Genomic DNA, 21,987 nt, shown 5'->3' with positions numbered 1-21,987 from the left:
GTTCCACCCCCTGCGATCATACAGGAGGAACCGGCAGCTCACAGCGCGGGGTGTACCGGAGTTGGGGTGCAATCCGGTGCTCGGAACGGCGACGCAAGGTGGTGTCTCAATCTGAATGTGCCAGGCCCTGACCGGGCAGCCCTTGTTCTCCCCGACGAGCGGGAGAGAGGGCGAATGGCTTGCTTTCAAACAGGAACACGACCCATCGTCCGGCGCGTCGTCAACCGGCCCGCAAGACGGGCAACGGCCGCTCCGATTCGCGCGTCAGCGGTGTTCGGAACCGGCGGTGAACGGGAAGGGAGCCTGGGAGCTGGAAAAAGCCGAGGCACCGGCAGGCCGGGACGCAGGCTCGAGGGTCGCCGTCATCGCGCGTCTCCGGATTGGAACCGGGAGGCATCCCGCATGAGGGATGTTTGGGCGCCGGCTTGCCGGGGTGGACCCGGGAGGTGGGAGAGCAGCAGGTGAACCCGGCCGGCGCAGGACGCCGACCGGGTTTGAAGAATCAGCGCTGGGCCGGGACCACCGGCTTGCCGGCGGACGCGGTGGAGACCGGGGCGCCCGCATTGGCCTGCGGCGTGCCGGTCTTCGGCAGGATCACCACCTTGGTGCCCACGCCGGCGCGGTCGAACAGGTCTTCGATGTCGGCGTTCAGCAGACGGAAGCAACCGGACGACACGAACTTGCCGATGGTCTGGGGCTCGTTGGTGCCGTGGATGCGGTACTCGGTGCTGCCCAGATAGAGCGCGCGGGCGCCCATGGGATTTCCCGGGCCACCGGCCATGAAGCGCGGCAGGTAGGGCTGGCGCTGGATCATCTCCGACGGCGGGCGCCAATCGGGCCATTCCGCCTTGCGGGATATCTTCTGCGTGCCGGCCCAGGTAAAGCCCTCGCGGCCCACGCCGATACCGTAGCGGATCGCCTTGCCGCCACCCACCACGTAATAAAGGTAGGTGTTGGGCGTATCGATGATGATGGTGCCAGCCGGTTGGGTGGTCACATAATCCACCGTCTGGCGGCGGAAACGCTCCGGCACCGGCTCGGTGGGATCCACGTTCTCGATGCGCGGGCCAGACGGCGCCTCGGTGGTGCCGGGCACCACGGCGGCGTTGGGCGAATAGGCGCCGGCGGGCGGCGGACCGGCGTTGATGCTGGCGTAGATGGCGTCCTGGTCCACCGCGCCGCGGCCAGAGCCGCCGTAGGTGGCCTGTGCCGGAGGCTCATAGGCGGCGGGGGCCGGCTGGCCATAGGCGCCTGCGGTCGGAGCCGCCTGGGGCGTCGCGTAGGTCTGCTGGCTATAGCCCTGGTTGCCGTAGATTTGACCCTGCGGCACGACCGCGGCGGGCTGCGGGCCGCCCTGGGGGGCGACGGCGCTCGGCGCGGCCGAATAGGTCGGCTGCACGGGCTGCGGGTAGCCCTGCTGGGGGTAGGCCTGCTGCGGATAAGGCTGCGCTGCGGGGGCGCCATAGCCGGGCGTCGCCTGCTGGCCGGGGGGCGGCAGCTCGGTGCGCTCCAACTGGTCCCGGCGCACGGGAGCCTGGCGGGCATAGGGATCGGAATAGCCGGGCGGCGGCGCGCCATAGCCCCCCACGGAGCCGGGCGGTAGCGTGCCGGTTTCCTCTTCGTCTGCCGCGTTGGCGGGCAGGCTGTAGTTCGTGCCGTTGGTGGCCTGGCCGAAGGCCGGCGCGGTGAGAACCGATGCCCCGAAGGCGGCGAGGAGAAGTTTGTGGCGCAAGGTCATGTGAGAGGGTTAACCGTGAAACGTGACGAAATTGGAAACGGGCGCGGAAAAATTTCGCACGCCACATCGGTAATATCGTACGGAAGCGCCGGGCATTCCTACACCTCCACAGATCTGTAACAAAAGCCTCTATGCCCGCATGAACGTTGGCGCAATGGCACTTCGCGCAGCGCCGCTGATCGTGATCGGCATGGCTGCCCCTGTCCGTGCGGCTACGGTGCCGGCCCTTCGCAGGAGGCGATGTAGCCGAGCGAGAGGGAGACGCTTGAATGTGTCGACGTTAGGATATAAAGATATCTTTATGTCGAATGCGAAATCCCGCCCGTCCTTCTCGTTCCCCGCTGTGCTCGAAAGCCTGAAGGCGGCGGGCGAGGATACGCGCCTGCGCCTTGTCGCGGTGCTGGGCGAGGCGGAGCTTACGGTTTCGGACCTCACCGAGATCCTGGGCCAATCCCAGCCGCGCATTTCCCGCCATCTCAAGCTGCTGGCCGAGGCCGGGCTGGTGGAGCGGCACCGGGAGGCGAGCTGGATCTTCTATCGTCGGGCGGCGGATGGGGCGGGCGGGCGAATCGGCACCGCGCTCCTTGAGCTGCTGGACCGCGACGATCCGGTGCTGGTGGGCGACCGGGCGCGCCTCGTGGCGGTGCGGGCGGCACGCGCTGCGGCAGCGCAGGCCTATTTTGCCGCCCACGCCCGCGAGTGGGATGAGATCCGCCGGCTCCACGTGCCCGAGGCGGCGGTGGAAGCGGCGGTGCGGCAGGTGCTGGGCGCCGCGCCCATCAGATCGCTGCTGGACCTCGGCACCGGCACCGGCCGCATGCTGGAGGTGTTCGCCCCTGATATCGAGCGCGGTATGGGCATCGACCTGTCGCCGGATATGCTGGGCGTCGCCCGCACCAATCTGGAGCGGGCCGGCATCCGCCATTGCCTGCTGCGCCAGAGCGACATCTATGCCGTCCCGGCGCCGCGCGATTCGTTCGATGCGGTGATCGTGCACCAGGTTCTGCATTATCTCGACGACGGCGGCCGCGCCCTGAAGGAGGCGGCGCGGGTGCTGCGCCCCGGCGGCCGGCTGCTGGTGGTGGATTTCGCGCCCCACGGCCTCGAATTCCTGCGCGACGCCCACGCCCACCGCCATCTCGGCTTCCCGCGCGAGACGGTGGAGGGGTGGCTCGCCGACGCCGGGCTGGACCTCGTCACCTTCCGCACCCTCGCGCCAGACGGCAAGGCGGGGGACGGGCTCACCGTTTCGCTCTGGCTGGCGCGCGACCCGCGCGTGCTCATGGCCGAGGCCGACCTTGCCGACAGGGAGATTGCCTGATGACCACGCCCGCCCTTGCTCCTGCTCCCGCCCCGGTCCGGGCGAGCCGGGAGATGGACCGGCCGCCGGTGAAGGTCTCCTTCGAGTTCTTCCCGCCGAAGTCGCCGGAGATGGAAAAGACCCTGTGGTCGTCGATCGCTCGCCTCGCGCCGCTGTCGCCCGATTTCGTCTCGGTCACCTACGGCGCCGGCGGCTCCACCCGCGAGCGCACCCACGCCACCGTGGAGCGCATCGCCAAGGAGACCGACCTTGCCCCCGCCGCCCACCTCACCTGCGTGGCCGCGACCCGGGACGAGATCGACGCGGTGGTGCGCGCCTACGGCGAGGCGGGCGTGAAGCATATCGTGGCGCTGCGCGGCGACCCGGTGACCGGGGTGGGCACGGCCTACGAGCCCCATCCCGGCGGCTACGCCTATGCCAATGACCTCGTGGCCGGCATCAAGCGCCTCGGCGATTTCGAGGTGTCGGTCTCCGCCTATCCGGAAAAGCATCCCGAGAGCGCGAGCATCGATGCCGACATCGATGTGCTGAAAGCCAAGGTGGATGCGGGCGCCACCCGCGCCATCACCCAGTTCTTCTTCGAGAACGACGTGTATTTCCGCTATCTGGACAAGGTGCGGGCGCGGGGCATCGACATTCCCATCGTGCCCGGCATCCTGCCGGTGACCAACTTCAAGCAGGCCTCCAGCTTCGCCACCCGCACCGGCGCCAGCGTGCCGGCCTGGCTGCTGCGGCGGTTCGAGGGGCTCGACGACGATGTGGAGACGCGCAAGCTCATCGCCGCCGCCGTGGCCGCCGAACAGGTGACCGACCTTGTTGATCGCGGCGTCACCGATATCCATTTCTATACGCTGAACCGCGCCGACCTCGTCTACGCCATCTGCCACCTCCTGGGCCTGCGGCCCAAGGCGGCGAGCGCGGTGGCGGATGCGCCAAAGGCAGTCGCCATCTGAGCGCTAAAGGCCCTCTCCCGCTTGCGGGGGAGGGTTGGGAGGGGGAGGGAGCCTCAGTCCCATCGCCGCCGGCAAGAATGGCGACGATGCCGTGTTTTCGTCCGGCGACGGACGCCCATCTGTTTCACCGAGGCTGTGCCAAGCCCCGAGCCCGAGATCACCCAGCCATGACCGAAACCCGCGCAGCCGACATCTTCTCCGCCCTCGCCCAGGCCGCGTCCGAGCGCATCCTAGTGCTCGACGGCGCCATGGGCACCATGATCCAGGGGCTGAAGCTCGACGAGGCCGGCTATCGCGGCGCGCGCTTCGCCGATTGGCCGCGCGACGTGAAGGGCAACAACGACCTTCTCAGCCTCACCCAGCCGGACGCGGTGCGCGCCATTCACCTCGAATATTTTCGCGCCGGCGCGGACATGGTGGAGACCAACACCTTCTCCGGCACCACCATCGCCCAGGCCGACTACGGCATGGAAGCGCTGGTCTATGAGCTGAATTTCGAGAGCGCCCGCCTCGCCCGGGAGGCCGGCGATATCGCGCAGGCGGAGGATGGCCGCCCGCGCTTCGTCGCCGGCGCCTTTGGCCCCACCAACCGCACCGCCTCTATTTCGCCTGACGTGAACGACCCCGGCTTCCGCGCCGTGACCTTCGACGACCTCGCCCGCGCCTATCACGAGCAGGCGCGCGGCCTTATCGACGGCGGGGCGGACATCCTGCTGGTGGAAACCATCTTCGATACGCTGAATGCCAAGGCGGCCATCTTCGCCATCGAGCAGCTGTTCGCCGAGCGCGGCATCCGCCTGCCGGTGATGATCTCCGGCACCATCACCGACCTCTCCGGCCGCACCCTGTCGGGCCAGACGCCCGCCGCCTTCTGGTATTCGCTCCAGCACGCCCGGCCATTCTCCATCGGCCTCAATTGCGCGCTGGGGGCGAAGGAGATGCGCGCCCATGTGGCCGAGATCGGCCGGGTGGCGGACACGCTGGTGTGCGCCTATCCCAATGCCGGCCTGCCCAACGAATTCGGCATGTATGACGAGAGCCCGGAAGCCATGGCGGAGCTGGTGGGTGAGTTCGCCGCCTCCGGCCTCGTGAACATCGTGGGCGGCTGCTGCGGCACCACGCCCGCCCACATCCGCGCCATCGCTGAAGCGGTGAAGGGCAAGGCCCCCCGCGTGGTGCCGCAGATCGAGCCGCGCCTGCGCCTCTCCGGCCTGGAGCCGTTCGAGCTGACGCCGGAAATTCCCTTCGTGAACGTGGGCGAGCGCACCAACGTCACCGGCTCCGCCCGCTTCAGGAAGCTCGTCACCAATGGCGACTTTGCCGCCGCGCTGGCGGTGGCGCGGGACCAGGTGGAGAGCGGCGCCCAGGTCATCGACATCAACATGGATGAAGGCCTCCTCGACAGCGAGGCGGCCATGATCACCTTCCTCAACCTCGTCGCCTCGGAGCCGGACATCGCCAAGGTGCCGGTGATGGTGGACAGCTCCAAGTGGGAGATCATCGAGGAGGGGCTGAAGCGGCTTCAGGGCAAGGGCATCGTCAATTCCATCTCCATGAAGGAGGGCGAGGACGCCTTCCGCGAGAAGGCCCGGCTGGTCCGCAGCTACGGCGCCGCCGTGGTGGTGATGGCCTTCGACGAGGAAGGCCAGGCCGACACCTTCGAGCGCAAGACACAGATCTGCGCGCGGGCCTACCGCATCCTGACGCAGGAGCTTGGCTTCCCGCCGGAAGACATCATCTTCGATCCCAATATCTTCGCGGTGGCCACCGGCATCGAGGAGCATTCCGGCTATGGCGTCGCCTTCATCGAGGCGACCCGCTGGATCCGGCAGAACCTGCCCCACGCCCACGTGTCGGGCGGTGTCTCCAACCTGTCGTTCTCGTTCCGCGGCAACGAGCCGGTGCGCGAGGCCATGCACGCGGTGTTCCTCTATCATGCCATCCAGGCGGGCATGGACATGGGCATCGTCAATGCCGGCCAACTCGCGGTCTATGACGAGATCGAGCCCGGCCTGCGCGAGGCCTGCGAGGACGTGGTGCTGAACCGCCGTCCCGACGCCACCGAGCGCCTGCTGGAGATCGCCGAAGGCTTCAAGGGCACCGCCGGCAAGGAGAAGCGTGAGGCGGATCTCGCCTGGCGCTCCTGGCCGGTGGACAAGCGCCTCGCCCATGCCCTCGTCAACGGCATCACCGATTTCGTGGAGGTGGACACCGAGGAAGCCCGCCAATCCGTCGCCCGTCCGCTCCACGTCATCGAGGGTCCGCTGATGGCGGGCATGAACGTGGTGGGCGACCTGTTCGGCGCCGGCAAGATGTTCCTGCCCCAGGTGGTGAAGTCCGCCCGCGTGATGAAGCAGGCGGTGGCCTATCTCATGCCCTTCATGGAGAAGGAAAAGGAGGAGATGGGCGTTACCTCGGCTTCCGCCGCCGGCAAGGTGCTGATGGCGACCGTGAAGGGCGACGTGCACGATATCGGCAAGAACATCGTCGGCGTGGTGCTCCAGTGCAACAATTACGAGGTCATCGACCTCGGCGTCATGGTGCCCATGGCCAAGATCCTCGAAACCGCCAGGGCCGAGAAGGTGGACGTGATCGGCCTTAGCGGCCTCATCACGCCGTCACTGGACGAGATGGTGAATGTCGCAGCCGAGATGGAGCGTGAGGGGTTTTCCCTGCCGCTGCTCATCGGCGGGGCCACCACCTCGCGGGTCCATACGGCGGTCAAGATCTCGCCCCGCTACGAACGCGGGCAGGCGGTCTATGTCACCGACGCCAGCCGGGCGGTGGGCGTGGTTTCCAATCTGCTCAACAAGGACACGCGCGGCGCCTATGTGGCGGACATCCGCGCCGAGTATCGCAAGCTCGCCGAAGCCCATGCGCGGGCCGACGCCAACAAGCAGCGCGTGCCCCTCGCCAAGGCGCGCGACAACGCCCTGAAGCTGGATTTTTCCGCCTATGAGGCGCCCAAGCCGGCGTTTCTCGGCACCCATGTGTTCGAGGACCACGACCTGTCCGACCTAATGCGCTTCATTGACTGGACGCCCTTCTTCCAGTCCTGGGAATTGACCGGGCGCTATCCGGCCATCCTCCAGGACAAGGTGGTGGGCGCCCCCGCCCGCGCCCTGCTCACCGACGCGGTGGCCATGCTGGAGAAGATGGTCGCCGAAAAGTGGGTGACCGCCCGCGCCGTGGTGGGATTCTGGCCCGCCAACGCCATGGGCGACGACATCGTCCTGTTCCGCGACGACACCCGCAAGACGCCGCTGGCCACGCTTCACACCCTGCGTCAGCAATTGGCGAAGAGGGACGGACGGTTCAACCTCGCGCTATCGGACTTCGTCGCGCCGCTGGAGAGCGGGGTCGCCGATTATGTGGGCGGCTTCGCGGTGACCACCGGCATTGGCGAGGAGGAGCGGGTGGCGGCCTTCAAGGCGGCCAACGACGATTATTCCGCCATCCTTTTGAAGGCCCTGTGCGACCGCCTCGCCGAGGCCTTCGCCGAGCGCATGCACCATCTGGTGCGCACCCGGCTGTGGGGCTACGCACCGGACGAGGCGCTTGCCAACGATGACCTCATCGCCGAGCGCTATCGCGGCATCCGCCCCGCACCGGGCTATCCGGCGCAGCCCGACCACACCGAGAAGGCGACCTTGTTCCAGCTGCTGGAGGCTACGAACAAGGTGGGCATCCACCTCACCGAGAGCTTCGCCATGTGGCCGGGGGCGGCGGTGTCGGGCTTCTATTTCGCCCATCCTGAGAGCGCCTATTTCGGCGTCGGCCGCATCGAGCGCGACCAGGTGGAGGACTATGCCGCCCGCAAGGGCTGGAGCGTGGAAGAGGCCGAGAGATGGCTCGCGCCCATCCTCAATTACGATCCGGCCCGGGTGGAGGCGGCGGAGTAGACGCGCGCCACCAGCCGATCCAGCGCGGTACCCGCGCCGCATAGGCATCGAAGGCGGCGCCGAACTTCGCCGCGAGATGGCGCTCTTCCCGGCGGGCGGCCAGGCGGTCGGTGGCGAGCGCGGCGAGAAGCGCCGCCGCCAGCAACCAGCCATTGGCGAGAGCCATCCCCAACCCCAGCAAAAGCAGGGTGTTGCCCAGATAGATGGGGTTGCGCGAGAGCGCGAACGGCCCGCTCGTGACCAGTCGGTCCGCCGCCCGGTGGGGCAGGATATTGGTGCGGGCGCGATGGAGGGTGACGATCGCCCACAGATCGAGCCCCAATCCCAGCCCCGCCACGACAGCGCCGCCGCCGCGCACTGCCGGACCGGCGAGGAGGGGCGGCCAAAAGGACGGGGCGAGGGCGCCAAGGGCCAGCGCCGCAGCCAGCGCCCCGCCATAGATCATGGGTGGCCAGGGCAGGCGGTTCGGCCGCGCGGCGCAGGCATCGGGCGGGCAGGGGTCGGGCGGGCACGGGTCGGGCGGGGTGGCGTCGGGCACGATCATGGGCGGTCTCCCAGGTGCGGGATAGCACGCGGCGGACGGGTGGGCGCCTGCGGCAGCATGTGCCTCTTGTCAAAACATTCATATAATTTAATTTAAATATATTGAATGTTGTGCGGGCATGGGTCGCCGCTGGCGTCGGCCGCTGCGCGTGGACAACCACGCCGCACAAATTCGGACCACCCAGGGAGAGCCCCATGAATTGCAGCTCCGGAGCCTGCTTCCTTCGCCGGAAGGCCTGGTCGCCCTATGCGGCGGGGATCGTCATCGGCTTGCTGCAGGTGCCCGCCTTCCTGCTCATCTCGACCGCCCTCGGCGCGTCTTCGTCTTATGTGACCGTGGGCGGCGCCCTTGCCGCCCTGTTCGATCCGGCGGTGATGCAGATCGATTATGTGGCCAAGCACGTGGCCGCAACCGGGAAGAATCTGTGGCAGGTGGCGCTGGTGGTGGGCGTTGCCATCGGCGCCTTCGTCTCCATGCGGCTGTCCGGTGCCCGCCGTCAGCCCATCTCGCCGGTGTGGCGCCGGGCGCTGGGAACCTCCAGCCCGGCGGTGCGCTACATGGTGGCATTCGTCGCAGGCTTCATCATGCTGTTCGGCGCCCGGCTGGCGGACGGCTGCACCTCCGGGCACGGCCTTTCGGGCATGGCGCAGATGGCGATGTCCTCCACCATCGCCGTCACCTTCATGTTCGTGGGCGGCATCGCCACCGCCTTCCTCGTCCTGCGCCGCATTTGAAGCGCGCCCTCACGCACAGGGAGAACAGCCATGTCCGTCCTTTCCGCCATCCTCACCGGCGTTGCCATGGGCATCGTCTTCGGATTCGCCCTTGAAAAGGCGCGGGTTTTCGAGCCTGGCATGATCGTGGGCCAAATGCAGATGCGTAATTTCATCATGCTGAAGGTGTTCCTCACCGCCGTGGCGACCGGTGCCGTGGTGCTGGCGACGCTGCATGGCTTCGGCCTGGTGAAGCTGGCGCCAAAGGCCACCTTCTATGCGGCGGACGTGCTGGGTGGCCTGGTGCTGGGCGCCGGCATCGCCTTGGCCGGCGCCTGTCCGGGAACCATCCTGGCGCAGATCGGCGCCGGCTATCGCGACGCCCTCTTCACCCTGGCCGGCGGCATCGCCGGGGCCGTGGCGTTCGGCTATGCCGAGCCGGCGCTGGCGCCGTGGCTGCTCAGCGGCGGCCCGGGCAAGCTGACCTTCATGGATCTCACCGGCCTGTCCTACACCGTTCTTGCCCTGGGCCTGGCAGCAGTGCTGGTGGTGGCATTGGTGGTGCTGGAGCGCTGGCGCCCGTGGCAGCGCGAGCTGGGAGCCGATGTGGATGGCGATTTCGGCCCCGCCGTGACCCAATCCGCCGTGGCGGGCGCGCGTCTGAAGCCGGTGGAGTGAGCGCCGTGCCGGCGCCCCCATCCTCGGCTTCCGGTCGCCGCATCGTCATCCTCGGCGCAGTCTTTGCCGCCCTCACCGCCATTCGCAAGCTGCGGCTCAGGGGCCGGTGAGCAACGACCTTTTGCTCATCGCCTCCGGCGGACGCAAAATCCGCAAGCTGCCGGGCATCGAGAATGCGATCGTCCCCTGTGGGGGCATCATCGTGACGGAAGCGGTCCGCGACTGGCTCGTGGCGCTGAAGCACGGAACCGTGCCCGCGGGCTTCGACAGCAATCCCAACGAGCCGTCCGCCGTGCTGGTGGAACGCCGGCCCGCCGCGGTGTTCAAGCCGGAGCTGATCTGCGTCGTGGACACGCTGGATGCGGGCATGCTGGTGTTCCGCGACACCGGGCGCAATGTGGTGCCGCCGCGCCTCGCGCCCTTCCATGCCGTGAAACGCATGTCCGAGGCTCGCTACCTGAAGGCCTACCGCGCGGCCTGATCCGCTGGGGTCCCCGCCTTCAGCTGCACGAACGCATTCGCCAGCCTGACGAAGCCGGCGACATCGATCTCCTCGGCCCGCGCCGTCTCCTCCACGCCGGTGGCGGCGAGCAGGGCGGCGGTGTCCACACCCAGGGATTTCAGGCTCTGGCGCAGCATCTTGCGGCGCTGGCCGAAGGCGGCTTCCGTCACCTTCTCCAAAGCGGAGAGGGCGCAGGGCAAAGGCTCCGCCCGCGGCACCAGATGCACCACGGAGGAGGTCACCTTCGGCGGCGGCACGAAGGCGGAGGGGGCCACATCGAAGGCGATGCGCGCCGTGGTCCGCCAGCCCGCCAGCACCGCCAGCCGGCCATAGGCCTTCGAGCCCGGCGCAGCGACGATGCGCTCCGCCACTTCCTTCTGGAACATGAGGGTGAGGGAGGCGAACCACGGCGGCCAGGGATCCGTGGAGAGCCAGCCGATGAGCAGCAACGTCGCGATATTGTAGGGCAGGTTCGCCACCACCCGCACCTCACCGTCGCCGACGAGCGGGCGCACGTCCACCTTAAGGGCGTCGCCGGAGATCACCTCCAGCCGGCCCGGATAATGGTCACTGACTTCCGCCAGCGCATCGAGGCAGCGCTGATCGCGCTCGATGGCAATGACGCGCTTCGCGCCCAAGGCGAGCAGAGCCCGGGTCAGCCCGCCCGGCCCCGGGCCCACCTCCACCACGGTCGCCCCTTCGAGGGGGCCGGAGGCGCGGGCGATGCGGCCGGTGAGGTTGAGATCCAGAAGGAAGTTCTGGCCCAGCGACTTCTGCGCCGAGAGGCCGTGCCGCCGGATGACGTCACGCAGCGGCGGCAATTCGTCGAGGGCGCTCACGCCACGCTCACCGCGCGCCGGCCCTCGCGCGCGGCAAGGCCCGCTTCCGCATCCGCGAGGCGGCGGGCGAGCCGAAGCGCCGCCACCAGACTCGAGGGGTTGGCACGGCCCGTTCCGGCGATGTCGAACGCGGTGCCGTGATCTGGCGAGGTGCGAATGAAGGGCAGGCCCAGGGTCACGTTCACACCGTCGTGGAAGGCCAGGGTCTTGGCCGGGATCAGCACCTGGTCGTGATACATGCCCACCGCCACGTCGTAGCCGGCCCGCGCTTGCGGGTGGAACAGGGTGTCGGCGGGAAGCGGGCCGCGGGCGTCGATGCCCTCGCGCTTGAGGGCGTCCACCGCGGGGCGCACGATGGCCTCGTCCTCGGTGCCGAGGGTGCCCTCCTCGCCCGCATGGGGGTTGAGGCCGCAGAACACCAGCCGGGGCCGCGCAAGGCCGAAGCGCCGGGCCATGTCGGCGGCGATGATGCGGCCGGTCTCAACCAACAGCTCGATGGTGAGATGGCCAGGGACCTCCGCATAGGGCAGGTGGATGGTGGCCGGCACCACGGCGAGCTGCTCCGACCAGATCATCATCACTGGATGAGGCGCGGGACGGCCGGCGCGCGCGGCGCGGGCGGCCAGGAATTCGGTGTGGCCCGGAAACGGAAAGCCCCCTGCATACATGACCGACTTCGCCAGCGGATTGGTGACCAGCGCCGCCGCGCGTTCGGCCTGGACGAGGCCGAGCGCTGCCTCCAGGCTTGCCACCACGCAGGGCGCGCTGGAGGCATCGGGCTTGCCGGGCATGGCGGTGGAGGCGGGGCCAGCGGGCATCACCGGCAGAGCCTCGGCGAAGCGGCTTGCGGCGTCTTCCGGACCGGTCTCGGCCAGCGGCACGGTGAGGCCGAGATGGCGGGCGCGGGCCTTGAGCGCCCCGGGGTCGCCGGCGACCAGGAAGGCGGGCAGACCAAGCTCCCGGCGCTCCGCCCAGGCCTTCAGCGTGATGTCGGGACCGATGCCGGCGGGATCGCCGAGGGACAGGACCAAGGGGGCGGGCGCGACCATCACAGCGTTTTTCCGCAAAAGTTGAGACCGGTTTTGCGTCATGAAAACGCGTGGAACAGCGTGACAGGCTCGCTAGAACCGCCCTTCAATCATAAGGTCGGATCTAAGGCTGCGGTTTGCAAGCCGTGGGCGCTTCAGCGGCGGCGGTACTCGATGAGCGACTGCTTCCTCAGCTCCGCCATGAACTTCTTGGATTCGGCGATGAACTGGGCGCTGGACAGCTCGTCCTTGATTTCCTTCTTCTGCGAGCTCTCGCCGCGCACTTCGCGCTTGCCGCAGATAGCGAAGGTCTCAACACCAGACTGGGCCACTTCCGGAGGAGTGAGGCGGCCGATCTCAGTCTTGTCGAGGAGCTGACGCAGCGGCGCGGGCATCTCGGAGGACAGGCGCGTCACCTTGGGTCGCACCACCACTTCCTTCAACGACTTCGCCATGTCCGCGCCAGCGTCGCAGTCGGTGAAGCGGCCGCGCAGGGCATTGGCCTCGGCGAGGCGGGCGCCGTAGTTGCCGGCGGTGCGCGGTACCACGAAAACGATGGGCATGAGGGTGTATTCAGTCGCGATCATCTGAGTCGTGCCGCGCTTCTGCAGGGCGGCGACCACGTCCGCGTCACGCACGTTCACCGTGCCCGAGCGGGCGCGCACATATTGGCCCCAGACATAATCGGCGAACAGCTTCTGCTTGAACGTGCGGTCGTTGAGCCCCTGCTGCTTGAAGCTCTCGCTGAGCTGCTCGGCGGTGCGGCCCGACCGTTCGGCCACCCCCGCGTACAGGCGGTCCACGTCCTTCTGGTCCACATCAATCTTGAGGCGAATGGCCTGCTGGATCTTGATGCGCTCGTCGATGAGGTCCTCGAGGGCCTGCTGCGCCGTCACGCCCTTGCGCTCGATCATCTGGTGCATCAATTGGCGCTGAGCCACGTCATAGGTGGTGATGGGATCCCCGTTCACCATCACGATGATCTGCTGGGCCTGGGCCGGCGTGCCGGCCCCGAGGGCGAAGAAGGCCAGAGCAAGGGCCGTGAGAAGGAAATGACGCAGCTGCATGGTCCTGTCCGAAGGTCAGACGGCGACTTGTGTCCCCTTCCTGTGGCGGCATTGCGGCCCGCCGAGCCGACCGCAGCCGAAGCTGCGCCCGGTTCAGCCGGTGCGTGGCCTCACTGGCTGGTTTCGCTGCTGGAGCCGAACGAGGTGGAGAATCCGCCCTCGCCAAGCGTTCTCAGCCCGATGCGGAACATCACCTTGTTGACCGGCGCCGCATTGGGGCCGTTCAGAGTGTAGTCGGTGACGTAGTTGAGGGCGAGGGTGAAGCAGTCGTCGATGTAGCTGAGGCCCACCAGCGTATAGTCGAACTCGCCGGCGGCGAAATCGTAGCGCACCGCGCCACGGATGGCCCAATTGTCGTTCAGCTTGTACGAGGCGTTGGTGTAGATGCCCTCGCGCTTGTCGTAATAGCCGAGCAGCGGCTGGGCTTCGTAGCGGCCGTAGGTGAGGGCTACGTTGAACCGGTCCAGCTCCGCCCGTCCCTGCAGTTCGAAGCGCTGCATGGAGAGGTTGTCGTTGTCGAAGCGGAAGCGGGTCACGAATTCGAGATACTTGGTGGGCGAGTAGCCGAACTTGGCGATGTAGTCGGACGCTGTGGTCTCAAGGCCCGACTCAAGGCCCGTATTGGCCATGTCGCCATAGGCGAAGGAGTTCCGGCCGAACAGGTTGTAGGACTGGCCGACCACCGCGGTGACGAGGCCCGCCCCCTGGATGGCGGCGGTATAGGTCACGCCGAGATTGACGCGGCTGCCGCCCTCGACCCGATCGTAACCCGAATATTTGTTCACCTCGAACAGGTTGGTGTCGTCGAACACCAGGCTCTGGGCGTCCTCGTTCGGGAACTTGCCGATGTCCGTCTCGTTTGGCCGGATGATGAGCTGGGCCCGCGGCTCGATGGTCTGGGTGCCCCAGCTCTCGGCGGAGATGAAGGGATACTTATAGTCGAGGCCCACCGCCGGCATGCCGCGGATCAGGTCGTCGCTGCCCGACTGGAGCGGGTTCTGGCCGGGCAGAGTGGCGCCATACATGTAGCTGTAGGGCAGGTAGCCGGTGTCCACGGAGGCGACGTCCACCCGCGCGGTCACGAACGGCGTCCAGATCTGACCCATCGGGTCGGTGATGGCCTTCTTCCAGTACAGCTCCGCCGACAGGCGGGTATAGTCGCCCGGCGCGCCGCGCAGCAGGCACTGCTCCGGATTGGGGTTCATGAGCGCGCAGGAGCCGGTGGGGATGCCCACGGCACCGGTGTTGGAGGTGAGCGCCGAGGTGCCGATGAAGTCAGCCTCCTGGCGGGTCAGGCTGGTGAGGTTGACCTTGATGCCGGATTCACCGCCCCACAGGGGCTTGTCGAACACCTTGTTGTAGTTGAGCGTGCCGACGATGGGCTGGAGGTCCTGGTTGTCGGTCACCGAGAGGCCGAGGAAATACAGCCCCCGCACGTCGAAGAAGGAGCGGTCGCCCTGGCCGGTCAGGTAGACGGTGGAGGTCTTGGTGGTGACCCCGTCGCTGATGAGATTGTAGTCCTGCAGGAACGTGCGGTCGGAGACGAGGGTCCCGTCCCAGCCGAAGGTCCAGAACTTGTTCAGGGCGAATGCGCCGGTGCTCTGGATGGCGCCGCGATCGTCGCGGTAGCCGGGCAGATATTCGGTCACCCCATTGGACGTGGTGGTGAAGGCGTCCTTGTCCTGCTGCATGATGCCGGCGGCGCGGATGGTGTAGGCACCGTTGATCAGGCGCTGCCGCCACTCCGCCTGCATCAGCACACCTTGCTTGGTGGTGACTGCGGGCGTCAGGGTCAGGTCGCGGTCAGGCGCGATGTTCCAGAAGAAGGGCGTGCCGACCCCATAGCCGATCTGGCTGGACGAGAAGAATTCCGGGATGAGGAAGCCGGTCTTGCGCTTCACCGTCGGGTCGGGCGAGGACAGATACGGGAAATAGGCCACGGGCATGCCGAAGAATTCTATCCAGGCGTCCTGGTAGTAGATCATCTTCTCGTCTTCGTTGTGGATGATCTTCTTGGCCTTGATCTGCCACAGCGGAGGCTTGCTCGGGTCGTCCTTGCACGGTTCGCAGGCGGTATAGATGCCGTTCTGGAATACGGTCACATTGCCGTCCGTGCGGTCGGCACGGGTGGCGGCGAAGTGGGTCTTGTCCACGGTGTCGAGGCGCAGGGAATCGATGAAGCCCTGCTTGAAGTCCTGGGTCAGCTGCAGGTTGTCGGCAGTGACGATCTTGCCGTCCTTGTCCTTCAGCCGGACATTGCCCTGGGCAAAGAGGGTGTTCGACTTGCGGTCGAGCACCACCCGGTTCGCCTCCAGGGTCGAGCCGTCATAATAGATCTGGACAGTGCCGACGGCGGAGACCGTTTCCTTCTGGTAGTCGTATTCGAGCTGGTCGGCCGTCACCAGCATCTTCTGGTTCGGGTCGAGCTTGCGCGCGCCCGAGAAGCCCGAGCCAAGCGCGCTGGAATTCACGGTGCTCTGCTGGTCGCTCTGCGCCACCGCGGGCGCGGCGGCGAGGAGGCTCGCTGCCATCAGGAAGAGGCCGGCCGCGGACGCAAGCATCCCCGTCCGGCGCGCGCTGCGGCGCCGGTCCCCGGTGATGCTGCCTACGGCGGGGGGAAGCCCGACCGTCATCCGTCCTCCCGATGCAACAGAATGAGTACCCCCAGAAGAATCCCGGTCACCGCAGGAAACCATGATGCAGCAACGGGATGAACGATTCCCGCCTCGCCGAGATCCTCAGCGAGCTTGGTTCCAACATAAAGCAGAAAGCCCGCAAGCACGCCACCGAGAATCGTCTGGCCCACCCCGCCGAAGCGGAACACCCGAAGCCCCACCACCGCGGCAATGAGTACCATTGCCACCAGCAGAAACGGCCGGGCGAGAAGACTCTGGAGCTGAAGGCGGTATCTTTCGGCGCCGAAGCCCGATTGTTCCGCACTGCGGATGGCGGCGGGAAGTTGCCAAAACGACACGGTTTCCGGGGCGATCAGCGACTCCTGGATCTGCTTGGGATCGAGATTCGTGGCGATCAGATAGGTGTCATAGTGTTGATGATCGAGGCCCGGAACCAGCACCCTGGCGTCGGTAAGAATCCATGCACCATCTCCCAAGGTTGCAGAGCGAGCCTCCACACGTTCCACGAGACGGTCGGCCTTGTCGAACTCGAACACCACCACCCCGGTCAGCGCCCGCCCGCCCTGCTGGGAGGCCTGGGCCTGGATGATCGACTGGCCGTCCACGCTCTGCTGGCGCACCCAGAACTCCTTCTTGCCCTGGGGCAGCAGTCCCGAGGAGGAGGAGCCGAAGATCTCGCCTTCGATCTGGTTCGCGCGCTCCTTGAAATTGGCGGAGACCGGATTGAACACGGTGGTGGCGAACACGCCGATGAGGAAGGCCACCAGCACCGGCGGCGTGATGAACTGCCAGACCGAGAGCCCTACCGCTCGCGCCACAACCAGCTCCAGCCGCCGCGACAGCAGCACGAAGGTGGAGATAGCGCCGAACAGCACGGCGAACGGCATGAGCTGCTCGGTGAAGGCCGGCGCGCGGTAGAGGGTGATGAGGGCGAGCAGCCCCAGGGTCACCTGCTCGCGGTCGGCGGTGCGGCGCGCCATCTCCAGGAAGTCCACGAGCACGATGAGCGTCACGCAGGACAGGAAGATGAGCACCACAGCGCTGGCGAACCGCCGCGCGAAATAGAAGCCGAGAATGCGTCCGATCATGTGGCTCAGGCCGCCGCGCGCCGCGTGAAGCGCTGCTTCAGCCAATCCCCGAGGGCGACCAACGCCGCCGGCGGGGAGAGGCGGATCCAGCCCTGGATCACCATGGCGCAGATGGCCACGGTGACGATCGGCAGGAGATAGATGAGCGGCACCGCGCCGGCCTGGGTCTTCAGCTGGCCGGCAATGGCGAAATTGCCGATCTGCACCGCGCCCATGGCCGGGATGATGGCGCCCAGCGCCGCGCCACGGCTCTGCCGGGTGGTGCGGGGGCTTGCCAGCGCCGCGGCGGCGATGGCGAAGAAGGCCATGGGATAAAGCCCCGCGGACAGGCGCTTGTGCAGTTCCTCCCGGTAGCGACCGGGGAAGAAGCGCAGGTAGAGGTCGTCCTCGGGCGGGTTCATCACGAAGGAAATGGGCCGCTCCATGGGCTTCACGTCCTGGCCCTGGGCATTGGGGGCGAGGGACGACAGGTCGAAGGCGTAGCGCTGGAACTCCACCACGGAGGAGTTGGACGACTTGCCCTTGTCCTTGCTCGCATCCTTGTTCGGGTCCTTGTCGGCGTCCTTCTCGGCGCCGCCGCGCCGCTGGATGGAGCCGTTCTCCAGCACCAGGAAGATGCCGGCGTCGCTTTCGATGATCTGGCCGCGGTCGGCAAGGTAGGTGGAGACGCCGTCATCGCGCGCGTCATTGATGAAGATGCCGCGCATCACCCCGTTGGCGGCGCGCTCGCGGACATGAAAGACGAGGCCCTGCGACAGGTTCACGAACCGTCCCGGCTGGGCGACGAAGGACACCACATCCGCGCGCACCTTGGTGACCTGCTCGCGGAAGGTGGCAAGGCTCGCCGGCACCACCTTGATGGCGAGGAGCGAGCAGAAGGCCGAGACCAGCAAGGCGAGGATGATGAGAGGCCGCAGCAGCCGCCATGGCCCCATGCCGGCCGAGGCCATCACCACGATCTCGCTGTCGCCGTTGAGCTTGAGCAAAGTGTAGGAGGTGGCGATGAACAGCGCCGCCGGGGCGATCACCAGAACCAGCGTGGGCATGGTGAGACTGGTGATGGCGACAAACGCAATGATGGTCTGGCCCTGGCTGGTGACGAGGTCGAGCTGGCGCAGGGCCTGCGTCGCCCATATCATGCCGGCGAGCACCACCACGACGCCGAGGAAGGCCACCGCGGCGGTCGAGAAAATGTAACGATCCAGACGGCCCATCAAAGCGTGCCTCAATGCGCGGAGCCGCCCCTCTCTCGCATTCCCCCAATCGAGCGCGCTCTGGATAGCCGGAAGCCGCGCCCGGCGCAAATGCCGCCGGGGCAGGCCTTCGGAACCCTGCGCGATCTGCCGCCCCCGGCCAGACCAGCGAAACTCTGTACAACATCAAGCAAGGAGGCCGGTTTGCCGCCCCGGCCGCATCACGATCCAGGCCGCGCGTCTCCCGGCGCCCTCAGGTTGTGCGGCCCACCGTCTTCAATGCGAACAGATAGACGAGGGCCACCTCGTCCAGTTTGTCGAATCGCCCGGCGGCGCCCCCGTGTCCCGCATCCATGTTGGTGCGCAGCAGGATGGTCCGCCCGCCGGTGTCGGCCGCGCGCAGCCGCGCCACCCATTTCGCCGGCTCCCAATAGGTGACGCGGGGATCGGTCAGTCCGGCGAGGGCGAAGATGGAAGGGTAGGCCTGCGGCCGCACGTTATCCACGGGCGAATAGCTGAGGATGCGCCGGAATGCCGCCTCGTCGGTAATGGGATTGCCCCATTCGGGCCATTCGGGCGGGGTCAGGGGCAGGGTGTCGTCCAGCATGGTGGTCAGCACGTCCACGAACGGGACTTCGGCCACGATGCCGGCGAACAGGTCCGGCCGCAGATTGGCGACCGCTCCCATCAGCATGCCCCCCGCTGAGCCGCCCTGGGCGACGATGCGGTCAGGCGTGGTGAAGCCCTCGGCCACCAGATGCTCGGCGCAGGCGACAAAATCGGTGAAGGTGTTGGTCTTCCCCGCAAGCTTGCCGTCGGCATACCAGCGCCAGCCCTTGTCGGTACCCCCGCGCACATGGGCGATGGCATAGATAAAGCCGCGATCCACCAGCGACAGGCGGCTGGTGGAGAAGCCGGCCGGAATGGTGATGCCGTAGGCGCCATAGCCATAGAGCAGGAGCGGGGCGGAGCCGTTGAGCGGGGTTCCCTTGCGATAAAGCAGGGAGATCGGAACGCTTTCCCCATCCGGCGCGGAGGCATAGAGCCGCCGGGTCACGTAGTCCGCCGGGTCGTGGCCGGAGGGGACCTCCTGGCGCTTCAGCATCTCCCGGCGGCGGCTCGCCATGTCGTAGTCCCACACCTCGGACGGGGTGGTCATGGAGGCGTAGGTGAAGCGCACCGCGCTGGTGTCGAAGCCGAAGCCGGGGTGGAGCCCCAGCGCATAGGCTTCCTCGTCGAAGGCTATGGCGTGTTCATCCCCCGAGGCGATGTCGCGGATGATGATGCGCGGCAGCCCTGCTTCCCGCTCCAGCCGGGCCATGTGGCCGGCGAAGAGGGTGTGGCTCAGGATCATCCGCCCGGCCCGGTGGGGCACCAGATCGCGCCAGTTCGCGCGTTCCGGCGTGGCCGTGGGGGCGGTGACGAGCTTGAAATCCTCCGCCCCGTCCGCGTTGGTGAGGAGGATCAGGCTGTCGATACCGGCGAGGCTTGGGTGGTGCTCCACCTCGTAACGCACGCCGGTCTCGCGCGGGGCGATGCAGCGGGGCAGGGGCGCGGCTTGGGTCAGGTCCAGCAAGTGGACCTCCGAGGTGTCATGGTCACCACAGGCGATGAGGCCGTAGCGGTGGGACTGGGTCTCGCCCAGCGAGACGAAAAAGCCCTTGTCCGGCTCCTCATAGATGAGGGTGTCGGTGGCGGGATCGGTGCCCAGCACGTGACGGAACACCCTGGATGGCCGGTGCTCGGCATCGCGGCGGATATAATAGAGCACCGACCCGTCGGCGCTCCATAAAAGGTCGCCGGTGGTTTCCTCGATCACGTCGGGCAGGTCGGCGCCGCTCGTCAGGTCGCGGACGCGGATGGCGTACAGCTCCGAGCCGGAGGTGTCGGCCGCGAAGGCGAGGCGGGCATGGTCGCGGGTGTGGCGCCAGTGGCCGAAATGAAAATAGGCCTTGCCGTCCGCTTCCTTGTCGCCGTCCAGCAGGATGGCCTCGGGCCCATCGGGCAGGGGCTTGCGGCAATAGAGCGGATGCTGGCCGCCCTCCCGGTGGCGGGAGAAATAGGCGAAGGAGCCATCCGGGGCGGGAACGGACGAGTCATCCTCCTTGATGCGCCCGCGCATCTCGGCGACGAGGGCCGTCTTGGCCTCACCCATGGGAGCGAAATAGGCCTCCGCGTAGGCGTTTTCCGCCTCCAGATAGGTACGGATGTCGGCGTCCAGCACCGACGGATCGCGCATGACGGCGCGCCAGTTTTCGGCGCGCAGCCAAGCATAGTCCTCGGTGAGAGCCACGCCGTGGACAATGCGTTCACTGGGGCGGCGTGGTGCGCGCGGCGGCTCAGGCGCCACGGGTGTCTCCGTCGTCGGGCACAAGCTTGAGGGCGGTGCCGTTCAGGCAGAAGCGCAGGCCCGTGGGTGCCGGTCCATCCGGGAAGACGTGGCCCAGGTGACTCTCGCAACTGGCGCAGCGCACCTCTATGCGGCGCATCCCATGGGAGGTATCTTCGTGTGTCACGACCGCGTCGGGGGAGATCGGGGAGAAGAAGCTCGGCCAGCCCGTGCCCGAATCATACTTGGTTTCGGAGCGAAACAGCGGGGTTCCACAGGCAACGCAGGAATAAAGACCCGCGCGCTTCTCGTCCCAGTAAGGGCCGGTGAAGGCGCGTTCGGTGCCATGCTCGCGGGTGATTCGAAACTGCTCGGGCGTCAGGCAGGAGCGCCATTCGCTCTCACTTTTCACCACCTTGGTATCGCTGTCACCCTGGGCAGCAAGAGATGGGGCGACGGGAGACGGGGCAGGATTGGGCATGGAAGACCCCTGGTTCGATTATCACGAGAGGTAGGCACTCCCGGTGGCAACGGCAAGGCGGCGGCGGGCGCGGCACTGCCTTTTTGGCGACGAGAGGCGGCAGCCGGGGGGGCGCGGGCCGGGTCTGATCCGTGGACCCGCCCCGAGATCGAACGCGCCCCGCTGGGCCGATCATGGCCGGAACCTTGGACGACCCTTATGTATGCAAGAACAGCAAACGTTTTCGCGAAATACTGGTTGCAAAGCTGAAGTCGCGAAATTAACAAATATAGAGCACCTTCTTCGTCGGATCGCTGTGGAGCGGCTGAACGGGGAGGGGAAGCAAGGTTCGTCGCCGGTGGGCCCGAATCGGCGGAGGTTTCAATGGTCCCCGATTGAGGTTCGACCTTCGTCCGAAGACGGCGCCATTCCAGATCAACTTCGCGGGCAAGGTCCTGCGGTTCGCGCAGTTGGCCCAAAGGCGCTACCCGCGCGGGCCGTTTTGAATTTCATCCATTCGATGCCAAGAAAACCAACCGCGAAGAAGGTCCCATGAGCGAAACCACCGATACGACCGCCTTTATCGAGCTCGCGACGGACATCGTTTCGGCCTATGTCAGCAACAACACGGTTGCCCTTGCCGATCTGCCCTCCCTCATCAATGAGGTCTACGGCACGCTCCAGCGTCTCTCCAGCGGCGAGGAAGAGCCCGTCTCCGAGCCGGCCAAGCCCGCCGTGGCGGTGAAGAAGTCGGTGAATCCGGACTTCATCATCTGTCTGGAGGACGGTAAGAAGTTCAAGTCCCTGAAGCGCCACCTGCGCACCCGCTACGATATGACCCCCGAGCAATACCGCGAGAAGTGGGGCCTGCCGGCCGACTATCCCATGGTGGCGCCAAATTACGCGGCCGCCCGCTCGGAACTGGCCAAGCAGATGGGCCTTGGCCAGCAGCGCCGCCGGGGCGCCTGATCCTCAGGTGCGTCCAAGGGCGGCTTT

General features: G+C 67.1%; 17 protein-coding genes. 7 read left to right on the top strand and 10 right to left on the bottom strand.

What is annotated here, in order from left to right; translation table 11 throughout:
* Positions 1-502 precede the first annotated feature (502 nt).
* Positions 503-1,738 carry a L,D-transpeptidase family protein gene (locus tag FBQ73_RS18560; RefSeq protein ID WP_138400975.1) on the bottom strand — a complete coding sequence of 412 codons (1,236 nt, stop codon included), beginning with the start codon at positions 1,736-1,738 and terminating at the stop codon, positions 503-505.
* Positions 1,739-2,039: 301 nt separating this feature from the next.
* Here FBQ73_RS18560 and FBQ73_RS18555 point away from each other — a divergent pair, with 301 nt between their 5' ends.
* The 3 genes from FBQ73_RS18555 to metH all read left to right on the top strand — a co-directional run bounded on the left by FBQ73_RS18555 (position 2,040) and on the right by metH (position 7,914).
* The gene (locus FBQ73_RS18555; RefSeq protein ID WP_138400974.1) at positions 2,040-3,059 is read left to right on the top strand and encodes an ArsR/SmtB family transcription factor; all 1,020 of its coding nucleotides are present in this window, start codon (positions 2,040-2,042) and stop codon (positions 3,057-3,059) included.
* A complete protein-coding gene (gene metF / locus FBQ73_RS18550; RefSeq protein WP_138400973.1) occupies positions 3,059-4,012 on the top strand; it encodes a methylenetetrahydrofolate reductase [NAD(P)H] in 954 nt (317 codons plus the stop codon). The genes FBQ73_RS18555 and metF overlap by 1 nt, the downstream gene beginning before the upstream one ends.
* Before the next feature lie 167 nt (positions 4,013-4,179).
* Positions 4,180-7,914, top strand: coding sequence for a methionine synthase (gene metH, locus FBQ73_RS18545; RefSeq protein WP_138400972.1), 3,735 nt, complete (start codon positions 4,180-4,182; stop codon positions 7,912-7,914).
* Here metH and FBQ73_RS18540 read toward each other — a convergent pair.
* Positions 7,877-8,458: a methyltransferase family protein gene (locus FBQ73_RS18540; protein ID WP_138400971.1), complete on the bottom strand. Its 582-nt coding sequence runs from the start codon at positions 8,456-8,458 to the stop codon at positions 7,877-7,879. The genes metH and FBQ73_RS18540 overlap by 38 nt on opposite strands.
* Before the next feature lie 194 nt (positions 8,459-8,652).
* Here FBQ73_RS18540 and FBQ73_RS18535 point away from each other — a divergent pair, with 194 nt between their 5' ends.
* From FBQ73_RS18535 to FBQ73_RS18525, 3 genes are all read left to right on the top strand, one after another.
* A complete protein-coding gene (locus FBQ73_RS18535) occupies positions 8,653-9,192 on the top strand; it encodes a YeeE/YedE thiosulfate transporter family protein (RefSeq protein WP_138400970.1) in 540 nt (179 codons plus the stop codon).
* A gap of 30 nt (positions 9,193-9,222) precedes the next feature.
* Entirely contained in the window at positions 9,223-9,849 is a 627-nt protein-coding gene (locus tag FBQ73_RS18530) for a YeeE/YedE thiosulfate transporter family protein (protein ID WP_138400969.1), read from the top strand.
* 106 nt (positions 9,850-9,955) lie between these two features.
* On the top strand, positions 9,956-10,330 hold the full coding sequence (locus tag FBQ73_RS18525) for a hypothetical protein (RefSeq protein ID WP_138400968.1): 375 nt from the start codon (positions 9,956-9,958) through the stop codon (positions 10,328-10,330).
* Here the strand turns inward: FBQ73_RS18525 and rsmA are convergent.
* The 8 genes from rsmA to msrB form a co-directional block, all read right to left on the bottom strand.
* Positions 10,315-11,190: a 16S rRNA (adenine(1518)-N(6)/adenine(1519)-N(6))-dimethyltransferase RsmA gene (rsmA, locus tag FBQ73_RS18520; protein ID WP_138400967.1), complete on the bottom strand. Its 876-nt coding sequence runs from the start codon at positions 11,188-11,190 to the stop codon at positions 10,315-10,317. The genes FBQ73_RS18525 and rsmA overlap by 16 nt on opposite strands.
* Positions 11,187-12,239, bottom strand: a complete 1,053-nt coding sequence (gene pdxA, locus FBQ73_RS18515; protein WP_138400966.1) for a 4-hydroxythreonine-4-phosphate dehydrogenase PdxA — start codon at positions 12,237-12,239, stop codon at positions 11,187-11,189. Before pdxA ends, rsmA begins: the two co-directional genes overlap by 4 nt.
* A 134-nt stretch (positions 12,240-12,373) precedes the next feature.
* Positions 12,374-13,285 (bottom strand): SurA N-terminal domain-containing protein, encoded by a 912-nt coding sequence (locus tag FBQ73_RS18510; protein ID WP_138400965.1) that lies wholly within the window; start codon positions 13,283-13,285, stop codon positions 12,374-12,376.
* 110 nt (positions 13,286-13,395) lie between these two features.
* Positions 13,396-15,846 (bottom strand): LPS-assembly protein LptD, encoded by a 2,451-nt coding sequence (locus FBQ73_RS18505; protein WP_246089774.1) that lies wholly within the window; start codon positions 15,844-15,846, stop codon positions 13,396-13,398.
* A gap of 68 nt (positions 15,847-15,914) precedes the next feature.
* Complete coding sequence (gene lptG / locus FBQ73_RS18500; RefSeq protein ID WP_138400963.1) at positions 15,915-17,009, bottom strand: LPS export ABC transporter permease LptG; 1,095 nt, start codon at positions 17,007-17,009, stop codon at positions 15,915-15,917.
* A 5-nt stretch (positions 17,010-17,014) separates the two neighbouring features.
* Positions 17,015-18,223 carry an LptF/LptG family permease gene (locus FBQ73_RS18495; RefSeq protein ID WP_138400962.1) on the bottom strand — a complete coding sequence of 403 codons (1,209 nt, stop codon included), beginning with the start codon at positions 18,221-18,223 and terminating at the stop codon, positions 17,015-17,017.
* Between the two features lie 232 nt (positions 18,224-18,455).
* Positions 18,456-20,552, bottom strand: coding sequence for a S9 family peptidase (locus FBQ73_RS18490; RefSeq protein WP_138400961.1), 2,097 nt, complete (start codon positions 20,550-20,552; stop codon positions 18,456-18,458).
* On the bottom strand, positions 20,542-21,012 hold the full coding sequence (gene msrB / locus FBQ73_RS18485; RefSeq protein ID WP_138400960.1) for a peptide-methionine (R)-S-oxide reductase MsrB: 471 nt from the start codon (positions 21,010-21,012) through the stop codon (positions 20,542-20,544). Before msrB ends, FBQ73_RS18490 begins: the two co-directional genes overlap by 11 nt.
* Before the next feature lie 531 nt (positions 21,013-21,543).
* On the opposite strand from msrB, the gene FBQ73_RS18480 reads away from it, so the two are divergent.
* Positions 21,544-21,960, top strand: a complete 417-nt coding sequence (locus FBQ73_RS18480) for a MucR family transcriptional regulator (protein WP_138400959.1) — start codon at positions 21,544-21,546, stop codon at positions 21,958-21,960.
* Positions 21,961-21,987 lie beyond the last annotated feature (27 nt).

Source organism: Xanthobacter autotrophicus, assembly GCF_005871085.1.
GTDB classification, from domain to species: Bacteria; Pseudomonadota; Alphaproteobacteria; order Rhizobiales; family Xanthobacteraceae; genus Xanthobacter; species Xanthobacter autotrophicus.
The sequence above is the reverse complement of the archived record's forward strand: the minus strand, read 5'-3'. Positions and strand labels throughout refer to the sequence as shown.